9 protein-coding genes and 4 pseudogenes are annotated in these 11,900 nt (G+C 69.9%); 5 read left to right on the top strand and 8 right to left on the bottom strand.

Translation table 11 applies throughout. The features are described 5' to 3' along the window. Together AQJ91_RS14465 and AQJ91_RS14460 are read right to left on the bottom strand one after the other, a co-directional pair. Nucleotides 1-1,000, bottom strand: a pseudogene (locus AQJ91_RS14465) (glycoside hydrolase domain-containing protein); the annotation flags it as partial. Between the two features lie 277 nt (nt 1,001-1,277). Beyond that, nucleotides 1,278-1,736, bottom strand: a complete 459-nt coding sequence (locus tag AQJ91_RS14460) for a peptidoglycan-binding domain-containing protein (protein ID WP_067020785.1) — start codon at nt 1,734-1,736, stop codon at nt 1,278-1,280. Between the two features lie 26 nt (nt 1,737-1,762). Between AQJ91_RS14460 and AQJ91_RS14455 the strand changes: the two genes are divergently transcribed. After that, the gene (locus AQJ91_RS14455) at nt 1,763-1,993 is read left to right on the top strand and encodes a transposase (RefSeq protein WP_234382247.1); all 231 of its coding nucleotides are present in this window, start codon (nt 1,763-1,765) and stop codon (nt 1,991-1,993) included. Between the two features lie 171 nt (nt 1,994-2,164). On the opposite strand, the pseudogene AQJ91_RS49375 reads toward AQJ91_RS14455, so the two are convergent. Then, nucleotides 2,165-2,701, bottom strand: a pseudogene (locus tag AQJ91_RS49375) (transposase family protein); the annotation flags it as partial. A gap of 23 nt (nt 2,702-2,724) precedes the next feature. Between AQJ91_RS49375 and AQJ91_RS58230 the strand changes: the two are divergent. After that, a pseudogene (locus AQJ91_RS58230) lies at nt 2,725-2,964 on the top strand (helix-turn-helix domain-containing protein); the annotation flags it as partial. Between the two features lie 58 nt (nt 2,965-3,022). Here AQJ91_RS58230 and AQJ91_RS55565 read toward each other — a convergent pair. Then, on the bottom strand, nt 3,023-3,175 hold the full coding sequence (locus AQJ91_RS55565) for a hypothetical protein (protein ID WP_234382245.1): 153 nt from the start codon (nt 3,173-3,175) through the stop codon (nt 3,023-3,025). Nucleotides 3,176-4,027: 852 nt separating this feature from the next. Here AQJ91_RS55565 and AQJ91_RS14430 point away from each other — a divergent pair. Beyond that, nucleotides 4,028-4,276, top strand: coding sequence for a hypothetical protein (locus AQJ91_RS14430; RefSeq protein WP_067020775.1), 249 nt, complete (start codon nt 4,028-4,030; stop codon nt 4,274-4,276). Here the strand turns inward: AQJ91_RS14430 and AQJ91_RS14425 are convergent. The 4 genes from AQJ91_RS14425 to AQJ91_RS14410 form a co-directional block, all read right to left on the bottom strand. Further along, the gene (locus AQJ91_RS14425) at nt 4,255-4,887 is read right to left on the bottom strand and encodes an HAD family hydrolase (protein ID WP_067020773.1); all 633 of its coding nucleotides are present in this window, start codon (nt 4,885-4,887) and stop codon (nt 4,255-4,257) included. The two genes, AQJ91_RS14430 and AQJ91_RS14425, sit on opposite strands and share 22 nt — an antisense overlap. A 172-nt stretch (nt 4,888-5,059) precedes the next feature. Further along, complete coding sequence (locus AQJ91_RS14420; protein ID WP_067020771.1) at nt 5,060-6,052, bottom strand: hypothetical protein; 993 nt, start codon at nt 6,050-6,052, stop codon at nt 5,060-5,062. 207 nt (nt 6,053-6,259) lie between these two features. Then, complete coding sequence (locus tag AQJ91_RS14415) at nt 6,260-8,839, bottom strand: helicase C-terminal domain-containing protein (protein WP_067021103.1); 2,580 nt, start codon at nt 8,837-8,839, stop codon at nt 6,260-6,262. 523 nt (nt 8,840-9,362) lie between these two features. Continuing rightward, nucleotides 9,363-10,328: a helix-turn-helix transcriptional regulator gene (locus tag AQJ91_RS14410; protein ID WP_067020769.1), complete on the bottom strand. Its 966-nt coding sequence runs from the start codon at nt 10,326-10,328 to the stop codon at nt 9,363-9,365. A 92-nt stretch (nt 10,329-10,420) separates the two neighbouring features. Here AQJ91_RS14410 and AQJ91_RS14405 point away from each other — a divergent pair, with 92 nt between their 5' ends. After that, nucleotides 10,421-10,786 (top strand): VOC family protein, encoded by a 366-nt coding sequence (locus tag AQJ91_RS14405; RefSeq protein WP_067020766.1) that lies wholly within the window; start codon nt 10,421-10,423, stop codon nt 10,784-10,786. 72 nt (nt 10,787-10,858) lie between these two features. After that, nucleotides 10,859-11,083 (top strand): annotated as a pseudogene (locus tag AQJ91_RS49365) (helix-turn-helix domain-containing protein); the annotation flags it as partial. Between the last annotated feature and the right edge of the window lie 817 nt (nt 11,084-11,900).

The following is an 11,900-nucleotide window of genomic DNA, read 5'->3' as shown; positions in this document are numbered from 1 at the left end:
GGTAGGAATTGCTCGGGTTGTTCTTGAGGGCCTGGGCGCGTTCTCTGCTCGTGTACGCGGCGGTGTCACAGCCTTCGGCGGCGCGGCTGGTGTCACCGCTGGAGACGAGCAACTGGGCCCAGGTCTGGAAGTTGTAGTTGTCGCCGCCGGTGGGGAGCTGGGAGAACGTCTGGAAGGTGCGCACCCAGGGCTCGGTGGCCTCCCAGAGATCTTCGTCGAGCACGTTCTCGGGGTGGAAGTGGACGGCGCTGCCGTTGCTGTCCCAGGTGGGCGAGTTGAACCAGCAGGCGGCGCGGAACAGCACCCTCAGGTTGTAGTGCAGGTCGCTGCCGGTGCCCACGGTCTTCAGGGCCTGCTGCGTCCCGTCGCCGAAGTAGCCGTTGATGGTGGCCTTGTCCAGGCCGAGTTCGTACTGGACGGCCAGCATCAGCCCCTGCTGCACATCGCGCGAGTAGACGCCGTCGGTCGGCACCAGGTTCATGGCGGGGATGCGGATGTTCTGGACGTAGCGCTGGTTGAGGTGCTGCTGGATGCGCTTGGTGGTGCCGTCGCCGCCGGGCACGGTACGGAACTGGTCCATGCGCAGCAGCGAACGGGTGACCCGGGCCCACATGTCCGCGTCGAGGGGCTCGCGAAAGTCGAGACCGATGTCCTTGTAGAGCTCGGCGAGGGAGGTCGCGGCCCTCAAGTCCCATATGGCGGGATGCGCCGGGCCGTAGTAGCCCTTGCACCACAAGGCGTGGCTGTAGATGCGGACGATGTTCTGGTTGGTCTCCTGGTCGGGGAACAGGTAGCGCTGCCTCACCGCCGCAAGAGTGCCCGGCCCGAAGTTCTTGACGGTCGGGGAGATCCCCAGCTCGTGCTGGAGCCCTTGGGTGAGACAGTCCACCGTCGCCCAGCCCGTACTGCCATCCTCAGGACACGGTACGTACCCGGGCGCGTCTGCGTAGGTCGCGTTGACCCACTGCTGGGCGGCCAGGACATTCGGGTCTTCCGACATGTACATCCTCCACGGTTCAGGTTCGTCTGCCCGGCGCGCGACGCGCGGTGCGCCGAGGCGGGTCGGGGGAGCCGCCGGGTGGCCGGCGCGCGGGAGCGGCCGACCGCGCCCCCGCCCCCGCCCCGGCCCCGCCCCGGCCCGGCCCGGCCCCGGCCCCGGCCCCGGCGGGAGCGGGAATCGATGGGGCTCCCGTTCCATGGCCGCGCTGAAGAGGCTCACTCTCGTTCCGGTCCGCTCCGCCGGTGCGGATCGTCGCTCCGCTCGGAGTGCCAGCTCGTCAGAGCCGGCTGCACTCGTCGGAGCCCATGGCGGTGACCGGCTTGTAGTACCAAGTGAGCGCGTTGCGCGTCTGCGGGCCGTAGCCGCCGTCCACCGAGATGCGCTCCCTGGCCTGGGCTCGCTTGAGCGCGTCACGTGTCCGCGGCCCGAAGTCCCCGTCCACATCCAGCGATTCGCCATAGCACTTGTTGAGGGTCAGTTGCAGCGCCCTGACACCAGCGCCGGAGGACCCCTCCTGCATCGAGCAGTTGAGACTCAGGTAGGTGCCGTCGCTCCAGGCGGGGATGCGTGCCTCCCCGCGCCACTCGATGAAGCTCTTGGCGCTGGTGTAGGTCGCGTTGCAGCCACTCGCGGCCGCGGCCGGCCCGGCGGTGCCGACCACGGCGGCGCCGGACAGCAGGGTCACTCCTACAGCGAGAGCCGTCGCTCTGGTGCGGAGGGTGCGGTTGATCTCCATGAAGTCTCGTCCTGTCGTGTCACGTCGTGTGGAGGCGGCGGCAGCTGATAGACGGCATACGGTGGCGGACCCGAACCGGCGCGCCCTGGTGCGATATGCCGGAACGCTATGGACCGCGGGATCGGATCTATGACTTGCTCCGCCGCTGGCAACGCGACGGCACCTGGGCCAGGATCGTCACCCAGCGCCAGGCCGAGGCTGATGCGATGGGGCTGGATCCCACAAGCTGCCACGAGACCGCCAGCCGCCTTGCGTAACAGCTGAGACATTCCGCTACCCCTTTGCTTTCCCAACCGAGTTGGTGTGTGCGTGGCGGTGTGGGAGAAATCCTCATACGGGAATGAGGCGTGAGGAACCTGAAAGGTTCGAGGGTGACTAAGGGCTCGCAGAGACTCAACATGCCGAGTTGGCCCCCGAGGGGCTGTGTTCGCGAGGAACGCGGTGACGTCAGCGGGCGTGCGGAACCCGGCTGTCGAGGGCGGAATTGTGTAGCCGCGCTCGGCCAGGAGGGGCTGGACTTGGTGAACGGCCCTGGTGAGGGTGCTGCCGTTGACGCCGAAGAGCTGGGCGAGCAGATCTCGGGTGCCGAGTTTGCGCAGGTAGAGCACGGTGGCCAGGACCCTGTCGGTGGCGGTCAGCTTGTCCTTCGCCCCTGCGCCGCGACCTCGGAGGCGCTCACCTCCTCGTTGCTGGAGCCGTCTGTGCTCACGTAACTCGTCCAGCTTCGGGGTCAGTTGGTCGACGAGTTCGTCCAGTGCCGGTTCGGGCATGCCGGTCAGCTCCGGGTTGCGCGGACACTCAGTGCAGGGCGGCAGGGATGGGGCGGCTGATCGCGGGATTTTGGCTTCACCGGCTGCGCTGGCGGGGTCGCGAGGCTGAGGATGGAGGGTGTAGTTCCAGTCGCCGTGGAAGCGGTGCCGGTGCATGGGCAGGGCGTCGATGTCGCTGTCGGTGACCTTGATGCCGGTGTCCGAGGTCCTGTCTGGAGTTGTGGTCTGGGCTCGCGGGGCGTGGCACGCACACTCGCCGCGTTGCCCACGACGTTGCGGTCCGGCGTCAGGCGTTTGGGCGGCGGCTACGGGAGTTTCGCGTCAACGCGGGCCGTACGCAGGCCAGCATCGCTGCGGAGGCGGGGGTCGATCGGGCCTTCTACGTGAACGTCGAGCACGGGAAGAACAACGTCTCGTTGGACAAGATCTTCGCGCTGGCCGACGCCCTGGGCGTCGATGTGGCGGAACTCTTCCGCAGCCTCCATTCCCGACAGCCGGTCTCGAGCGTAGTGCGGTCTAGCGGGGCAGCTTCGCGGTGCGCTCCGGGTGGGCCGCGTTCTGCACGATCGGCCAGGGCAGGTGCAGGTCGCGGCCGGCCTGCACCACGGTGCGAGAGCCGTCGCAGACCGCGGCCCCCGCCGCCCGGCGGAGGGCCTTGGTGGTTCGCATCCGCGCGGGCACCTGACGTATCGATTCGGTGAGCGAGTCGCGTGGGCAGGCTACTTCGGTGTAGTGCCAGCGCGCCTTGCGCCAGCGGATACCCACCGGACGCCCGCCGCAGGACAGATGTCTCGGGGCGGTGGTGCGGGGCAGGCCCTCGCGGAGTCCTCGCTCGTCACGACGTACACCGTCGATCCACCCGCTCCGCCGTCCTTGACCTTGATCACTCTCACCCCCTCCAGCCCCAGCAGTCGTGTCGCGTCGCTGTTGATCTCGGTATCGTGAGTGCTCAAGCCCGCGGGTTTCCACGCTGCAGGCCCATCACAGACGGTGACCAACCGTCAGGTCGTCACCGTCGCACCCCCACTAAATTCGAAGACCCGCTGTTCAGCGGAGCCTTTTCTTTACGTATTCCCTTATCGGGCGAATGCCATTACTTTCCACCGGCATTCTTCAGGTACGTTATGACTAATCACCAGCCTGGCCGTCTTGCCCTTCTTGCCAGGACGGTCTTCCTGGTCTTTGGCTTCCCAGACTCCCCCGTACTTCTTACCCGTTGCCTTGAGAGCCGGGTTAGCCCTTTCCTCTTCCTGCTTAGCCAGGAGAGCAACCTTTGCCGACAGGCCCTTATGCATGCGGCGGTAGGACTCTTCCTGCCCCTCTCCGTCGTACTCCCCTGCCAGGAAGTCAGCTTCCAGCTTTTCCAGGCGTGCCCTGGCTGACTGGAGTTCCCCTGCCTGAGAGGGTCCCGTACCCTGGAGCGGGTCGTCGCAGACCCGCCGGTACCAAGGCTGATGCCCCCGGGGCTTGTGACAAGACGTCGCCCGGTTGTTCCCTCGCGCTGGGAACTACCCTGGTCCGGTGCGTGACAAAACCCAAACGAATTCCGCCGCGCCCGGTGACCGACTGATCCGCGCCGGTGCCGTCGTGTTCTTCATCGGTACCGTGGCCACCCTCGTCACGGTGGCCCCGTTCCTCCTCGGGACGACGCCGTTCCCCACCTACATGTTCGGACTGAGCATGCTCATGGGCGTCGGGTTCCTGATCGCGGGCGCGGGCGTGCTCCAGTCGATCGCGGCGGGGAGGCGTCAGGCGAAGGCAGGACGGTAGTCCGAGAGCCAGGTGGGGAATTCGGTCAGGTCGGCCAGGACGACGTCCGCGCCGTGCTCGCGCAGTTCGTCCGCGTCGCACGGCCCGGTGGCCACCGCGACCGACAGCGCACCGGCGAGCCGCGCCCCGCGGACGTCTCCGACGTGGTCGCCGACGTACACGGCCGCGGCGTGCTCGCGCAGCGCCTCCGCCTTCTGCTCGGCCCACAGGTCGCCGATGACCGCGTCCGGGTCGATGCCGAGGTGCTCCAGGTGCAGCTTGGCGTTGGGCTCGTACTTGGCGGTGACGACGATCGCGCGCCCGCCCGCCGCCCGTACCGCCGCGATCGCCTCCCGGGCGCCGGTCATCGCGGGAGTCGCCGAGATGGCGATCGCCGGGTACATCTCGCGGTACAGGTCGCTCATGGCCGCGACCTGCTCCGCCGGGAACCAGTTGACCAGCTCCTCCGCGAGCGGCGGCCCGAGCCGGGTGACCGCGAGATCGGCGTCGATGTACGTCCCCGTCCGCTCGGCCAGCGCCGTGTAGCAGGCGTGGATGCCGGGGCGGGAGTCGATGAGGGTCATGTCCAGGTCGAAGCCGACGGTGAGCGGGGGCGGGGTGGAAGAGGCCATATGGGCCATTGTGCCCAGGTGGTGCGAGGTGCAGACGCCGGGTGAGTGTGATCTGCGTCCAGTGGCTGGGTCGTGTCTGTGATGCGGCGGCTGCGGGCCGTGGGGGCTGGTCGCACCCACGCGGCGGAGCCGCATATCGATACAGCCCCGCGTCCCTGGGGCGGCCGTGCGCTCACCGCTGCTTCTGTGACCGCCACACGATGAACAGCGCCGACGCCACCGCCGCGCCCCGTACCACCCACGGCCAGGTGTCAGTGATCGCGTCGTTCATGGCCCCCTCCGCGATGGGCGTGCCCCAGCGGCCGTCGGTCCGGCCCCACAGCCAGACGATGCCGGCGGTGAGCGCGAGGCCGGGCAGGACCATGACCGCCCACTTCGTCTCGGCGTCGCTGAGCCGCCGTGAGCCCCAGGCGATGAGCCAGCCGACGATCAGGGCGAGCAGGTTCCCGAGGACCGCGCCCACGACGAGGAGGGCGGCGGCGAGCAGGAGGAGGGGGTTGCTCCAGCGGGTCGCGGCGGTGGGGAGAGCGGGGATCAGGCGGCGTCGGCGGGCGGGGGCGGCCGGTGCGGGGTCCTCGGCCTTCTCCACGGCGGGCGCGGGCTCCGCGTCGGGCTTCGGTTCCGGGGCCTTCTTCTCCGCGGGCGGCTTGAGCAGCTCCGGGATCTCCACGCCGCCGACGAAGCCGGGAATGTCGTCCCCGAGCCCGAACGGACTGCCCCCGTCCACCCGCCACCAGTCCGGCTGGGTCGCGCTGCCGCCGAGTTCCTCCGCACTGGCGAGGTGGGGCGGGGCGGGCGCGTCGTCCCGTTCGGGCCGAGCGGAGGTGTCGGCGGGACGCGGCCGCGGCACGATGCGGCGCAGGCCCTTGGGCCGCTCCTCGTCCGAGTCCCGCTGTACGGGCACGGGGATGACGGGCGTCTGGGGTGGTGCGCCGCCGTTGCCTCCGGCGGCCGCGACGACCTCGTCCGGGCTGCCGAGCCGGTCGATGATGCGGCGGACGGCGGCGGGGCTGTCCACGGCGGCCTTGGCGCGGCGCCGGTCGATCTCGTTGCGCAGCTCCGACACCAGGCGCATACGGGTCGATGACGGCAACTGCCGTTGCTGGGCCACGTCACCGACACGGCTCAGATACTCGTAAACGACCTGGTCGCTTTCAATCCCCACGAAGTCCCCTCCGGGGTCGGCGCGTTGAAAACCCCGTGGTGATGACGGTACCGCGTGATCGGCGGGTGTCAGGTCAGGCGGGACGGGGGCGCAGTCGGGTGCTGAGCCGGTGGGGAACGCCTGGCCTCGGACCAGCGGTCGGTGGCGGCCGCTGCGGGCGTCCAGGGCGTAGAACTCGCCGTCGCGGGTGTGGACGTAGACGGTGTCCTAGTCGTCCGCGAGTTCGGCCACTCCTGTGATCCGGTGCAGCGGATACGTGCGGACCTCGTCCGCGGTGTGGTCGTACGCCGTCACGAACCCGCCCTCGACCCGCACCGGCGCGATCACCCGCTGGCTGGCGGCGCCCTCGGCGTTGACGTAGCCGATCCACAGGGCCTCGCCGGTGAGGACGGCGGCCTGCATGGTGGCGAGGGTCTCGGCGGAGCTGGTGCGGGGGAGGGCGCCGCCGTTCGCTTCGGCGGTGGGGTCCGTCTTGCGTGGTGTCGTCGAGGCCAGGTCGCCCGCCCGGATCGCGCGGATCGCGGCCGCGAGGAGCGTGGCGTCGGGGGTCGGCGGGCCGTCCGGGACCGGTGCGGGGGCGGTGCGGGGCGGGGTGCGGTGGGCGTCGGCGCGGGTGATGAGGACATCGCCCTCGGCGGACTCGGCGGCCGGCGCGAAGCCCATCGCGCGCAGGCCCTCGAGGAGCGCCGCCGGGTCGGCCTGGGCGGCCAGGACGGTGGGCGCGAGGCGGCGCAGCCGCAGACCGGCGGCGCGCTTGTCGGCGAGGATCTCGTTCAGCATCGCGTCGTCGTCGCAGCGGACGTACGCCGACGCCGCGCCGACCCGCAGATGACCGTGCCTGCGGGCCACGTCGTCGATCAGATACGTCAGCGGCTGCGGAACCGGCGTACGGGAGTGCTCGGCGAGAAAGGCGTGCAGGTCGGAGGCGGCCCGGCCGGCGTCCAGGGCGCGGCGTACGGAGGCGGGCGTGAAGCGGTAGACGGTCGCGCCGCCCTTGGACTCCACGTCCGCGAGCACGCCCAGCGTGTCGGCCAGCGGGCGCCGCAGCGGGCCGGGGGCGACGGCCGTGAGGTCGGCCTGGAGCAGGAGTTGGTCGAGGGGTTCGGGGAGGAGCGGGGCGAGCAGCCGGGCGGCGGTGGCGGAGGCGGTGGCCTGCTCGGTGGGGGTGAGGGGGGCGGGCTCGGTGGCCGGGCGGTGGTGGTGGACGGGCAGCTTGTCGCCGGGTCCGGCGGAGTCGAGGGGGGCGCCGGGGGTGTGGTGGTGCGCCGGGAGCTGGTCGCCGGAGAGGGCCTCGTCCGTTCCCTTGGTCAGGTGCGCGCCGAGCAGGGCCCGGCCGTGTGCGGACAGTGCCCCGCGGCCCGTGACGCCGAGCATCTCGGCCTCGGTCAGCGTCCATCCGGCGAGGCGGCTGCGCAGGTCGTCGTCGCGCTGGGGGCCGCGCAGGGGGCGTTCCCAGCGCAGCCGGGCCAGCACCGACTCGGCGGACGGGGAGGCTCCCTCGGGCAGCCCGGCGAGCAGGGTCAGCACCCGGTGGCGTACCTCCGGGGCGGCGGAACGGTCGAGGCCCGGGCCCAGCGCCGACAGCGTGCGCTCCTTGGCGTCCCGCCCGCCGACCACGCCGGACGTCCGGGTCGCCGTCAGCCAGGCCTCCGCCAGCCTCGCCCAGCGCTCGGCGGCGGGCTGCTCCAGCCACTCGTCGTAGGCGGGGGTCGCGGCGTACCGCTCGTCGGCCTCGCCGTCGGGGGCGAGCAGGCCCGCGGCGTAGGCGAGTTCGACCCAGAAGGCGGCGACGGGTTCGGGCACGTCGAGGGCGACGGCGGTCCGCTTGAGGTCACGGACGCTGAGCCCGCCGGCCCGCAGCACGGTCGGCCCGCCCTCGTCCCAGTCCTTCAGCAGCTCCTCGACGGTCGAGAGCGCGGTGTACGCCTGCCCGGCCGCCGTCGCGTCCACAACCTGTGGACGGTGGGTCGCGGCCGCCTGCACGGACGGCGGCAGCGGCTCGGTGGTCCGGTGCGCGCGGCCGGCCCGCAGATGCAGGGCGACCTCACGAGGGAGTACGACCGTCCCCGGCGCGGTCGGCAGCAGCAGCCCCCGGTCCAGCAGCCAGCGCAGCCGGGCCGCGGGATCGGCGGTGACCTGCCCGTACGGCGGCCCCCAGACCAGCCGGTCGAGCACCTCCCGCGACTCCTCCGGGGCGCCCGCGAGCAGCTCGGCCATACGCGTGCGGTCGGTGAACAGCGCGGTGAGCGAGGCGACCGCCGAGACGGCGTCGTGGGTGGAGGCCAGCCCGGCGGCGGCGACGAGCTCCTGGATCCGCCCCGGCGACATCCCGGCGGTGGCCTCCTGAACGGTGGGCCCGAGCCCGGTCGGGGAGGGATGCTGCGGCGAGGGCGCGAGCAGCTCACGCGCGGTGCGCACCAGCCGCAGCAGGTCGTCGCCGCCCCACACCAGCGCCTGCTCCCGCAGGGTCGCGAGGGCGTGCGGCAGTGCAACGGCGACGGCGGGATCGCCCTCGTCGCCCGCCATCAGCCCGAGCAGTTCGTCGTACGCCGCCGGATCCCCCGCCACCGCCAGCGCCTCCGCCGTCTGCAGCACGAACCGGTCCAGCCGCTCCAGCGCCCGCACCACGGAAGCCCGCGTACCGGCGCGGGTCGCGAGCTGGGTGAGGTCGGTCGGGACGGGCGTGATGAGGTCGGGACGGCTGCGCAGCAGGACGGCCAGGGAGGCGTCGTCCCTGGCGCGGAGGGCCTCCGCGAGGGAACGGGGCGGTGTAGCCGGGTCGCTCATCCGATCCACGGTAGCGGGTGGGTACGACGGGGAGGGGGTGCGGCCGGTTCCCGGTCCCGTCGTGATCGTCGGCGGCCGGGTCGTGAGCTCGAGCGACTCGTTCGGGTGTACGTCCGCGTTCATGCACGCCACGCCGGTCATGTCCCACCCATGAGGGAGCTTGCCGGGCCTGTCGCATCGGGGCGGGTGTCGCCGGGCAGCCACGGGATGTCCTGATCAAGCAGCTGAAAGGAAGTCCCCAGCATGCGTGCTGCCCGTCGTCTCGCCACCGTTCTGGCTCGCCCCGCCCCCACCCGCTCCGCGGTCGCCGTCACCGTCGCCGCCCTCGTCTCCGCCGCCGCACTGATCGCCGCCCTCGCGCCCGACGCCTCGGCACAGTCGGCCCGGACCACTGTTCTCTGCCGGGACACGCCGACGATCAGGCACACTGGACGTTTGACCGTTGGGAAGGGGTGTACCGCGCGTGAATGGTCCACTGATCGTCCAGATCCGAGCCGTGGGGTGGCTCCCTAGATGTTGCGGGTCAGGACGTTGGTGACGGCGCATAGTGGTGGGCGAGATTGGTGGCGAGGTCGCGGAGGTGAGCCCTGGCTTCGGTGGGGCCATGCACAGTGATGGCGCTCCCGAACGGCAGTAGTGCTCGCACGTCCTCCAGATGAAGGAAGCGGATCGTCACCTTGCGGCCGGTGGCGGATTCTTCATGGTCGTCCGGGACGAGTCGCAGGCCGAAGATCCGTTGCGCTCGCTCGATCTGGGTCTGGTCGATGGTGGCACTGACCTCTATCGCGTGGTTGTGCTCCCACTGGTCAATGAGCGCTGCGGCGACGGTGGCCAGGGTCTGGCTCTCGCGGATCCGTCGTGGCTGGTCGACTTCTTTCCACGTCGTGATCCGTTCGAGTCGGTACATCCGTGGCACTCGGGCACAGTCGGCGACGAGGTACCAGATGCCGGCCTTGGCGAACAGCCCGTAGGGATCCACGGCCAGGTCGCGTGGGCATGACTCGCGTGGGCTGTCGTACTCGATCCGTAGCCGGCGACCTCGCCGCACCGTGCCGATCAGCGAAGCCGGAGTCGTGCCGGAAGCTCGTGCCTGACGCCAGGGACGGCTGTCCACGTGCACTACGTCGGTGAGCGGCAGGAGCTCATGAACTCGACGTGGCTGTGTAGCGGCGATCTTGGAGAGCGCGCGCCGACTCTCGACCGATGCGTCGAGCTCCGCACGTTGCTTCTCATCCAGCCCAGTGAGCGACAGATGATCACGCTCGCCCGGTGTGAGTCGCGTGAGGTCGAGCCCGGACCCGGGCAGCATGGTCACGCCTCCGAGGCGGCCCCGTTGTGCGGTCACCGGCAGACCAGCGTCGCGGAGCCAGTTCAGGTCTCGGGTGATGGTTCGAAGGGACACCCCGAGCGCTGAGGCGAGTTCCTGTGTGGTCACGACATCCCTCGATTCGAGGAGCAGCATCAGGGAGAAGAAGCGATCTGGGGTCACACACCAATTTTTTCAGGAATTGCGACACGATGCGGCGCATATCCCGGTCAGGCTGGTGGATACGTACCTCCGACCTGGGAGAAGGAACAATCATGACCAGATCCGTCGTGTCCATCGTCTACGTGAACGACGCTCCCGCCGCAGCTCGTTTCTACGGCGACCTCCTCGGCATGAGCCCCTCGTTCGAGACTCCGGGATACATCACCTTCGACCTCGGGCCAGGCGCTGACCTCGGTCTGTGGTCCGGCCAGTTCGAGGATCTGTCACCGGACGTCCCGCGCACCAGTGAGGTGTGCCTGGCCATCGACGGTGGACCCGACGAGCTCAACGCGACCTTTGAGCAGTGGAATTCCAAGGGGGCCACGATCCTGCGCGAGCCTCATGATGCGGGGTTCGGGCTGACCTTCCTCGCAGCCGATCCTGACGGGAACCGTATCCGCGTCGCACCGCAGGACTGAAAAGGCCGCAATGCGGCAGGCGCGCACGACAGGTGTCGCGCCTGCCGTCGTCTGACTTCGGGAGGACGACGAGTGCCCCACGCGAATTCGCCCCTGAGCGTCGAGGGCCGTAGGCGGCTCGTGAAGCGGTGCCAGACACGTCCCATCGCCCACGTCGCCGCTGAGACGGGCATCTCTCGCGCATGCGCCAGCAAGTGGGTAAATCGCTGGCGGCTACACGGTGATGCGGGATTGCAAGACAGGCCGTCGAGTCCGAACGCGACTCCAGCATGGGTCATCGACGAGACGGTCAGGCGGCGGGCTGCCGGCCCTGGTTGTCGAGGTGGCAGCGGGCGGTCAGACACCCCATGTCGTTGGGGTGTCAAGCGGGCTGGGGGTAGGCGTGGTGTGACCACGCGGTTGCCTCGTCGTAGGTGGTGCGGGTTTTGAGGCATCCGTGGAGGATGCCGACGAGGCGGTTGCCGAGCTGGCGGAGGGCGGGTATATCTCGAACGGCTTGATCTGTGACTTCAGCTCGCCCACGCAGCTCTTCCCAGGGAACTCCTGGTTGACCGAACAAACGAACCACGGACAATCCGGCCCCTTCGCTCCGCTCCCACCGCGCCCAGCAGGAGGTTCACCGCTACTACGAACCGGTCCGCCAACACACTTCGCATCGGTACTCAGTTCCTCGCGGGTTGTCCGCTTGGAAGGCTCCCTTTCACAACACCGCGCGGAAAACGCAGAGTTAAGGCATCGAAGTGTGTCTTCCCACGTTCCGCACGAGAGCAGCAGACCAGATTCACGTCGCCTCCACGCCGGGCACCACCTGGCCAGTAAACGGGTTTCCGCCAGACTCATCCCGGGCCAAAAAGTAACACCCGGTTCTGATGCCGTTTAATCAATAACGACGCGTCAACAGCGATCCCCTGCAAGGGGACTGCGCTCCGTCTCCCTGATCCCCACCTGACGCCTCACGGACGCCTTTCCCACAGTCGCTCACCACGGTCGCGTCACCACTTCCGCAGCACGTGGCGGTTTGAAGGGTCTTCGAACTTGAGCGGTGCGCCCCTGTTGGTCGGCGTCCGCCCCCAGGGCCCTCGTAAGCCGGGGATGTGACACTCCCGCGGAAACT

This window comes from Streptomyces dysideae (genome assembly GCF_001514305.1).
Classification (GTDB): Bacteria; Actinomycetota; Actinomycetes; order Streptomycetales; family Streptomycetaceae; genus Streptomyces; species Streptomyces dysideae.
The sequence above is the reverse complement of the archived record's forward strand: the minus strand, read 5'-3'. Positions and strand labels throughout refer to the sequence as shown.

Bases quoted from the DNA above. Each gene is read 5' to 3' on its own strand.
- AQJ91_RS14460 (WP_067020785.1), bottom strand. From the start codon at position 1,736: ATGGAGATCAACCGCACCCTCCGCACCAGAGCGACGGCTCTCGCTGTA.
- AQJ91_RS55565 (WP_234382245.1), bottom strand. From the start codon at position 3,175: ATGCGAACCACCAAGGCCCTCCGCCGGGCGGCGGGGGCCGCGGTCTGC.
- AQJ91_RS14425 (WP_067020773.1), bottom strand. From the start codon at position 4,887: ATGGCCTCTTCCACCCCGCCCCCGCTCACCGTCGGCTTCGACCTGGAC.
- AQJ91_RS14415 (WP_067021103.1), bottom strand. From the start codon at position 8,839: ATGAGCGACCCGGCTACACCGCCCCGTTCCCTCGCGGAGGCCCTCCGC.
- AQJ91_RS14405 (WP_067020766.1), top strand. From the start codon at position 10,421: ATGACCAGATCCGTCGTGTCCATCGTCTACGTGAACGACGCTCCCGCC.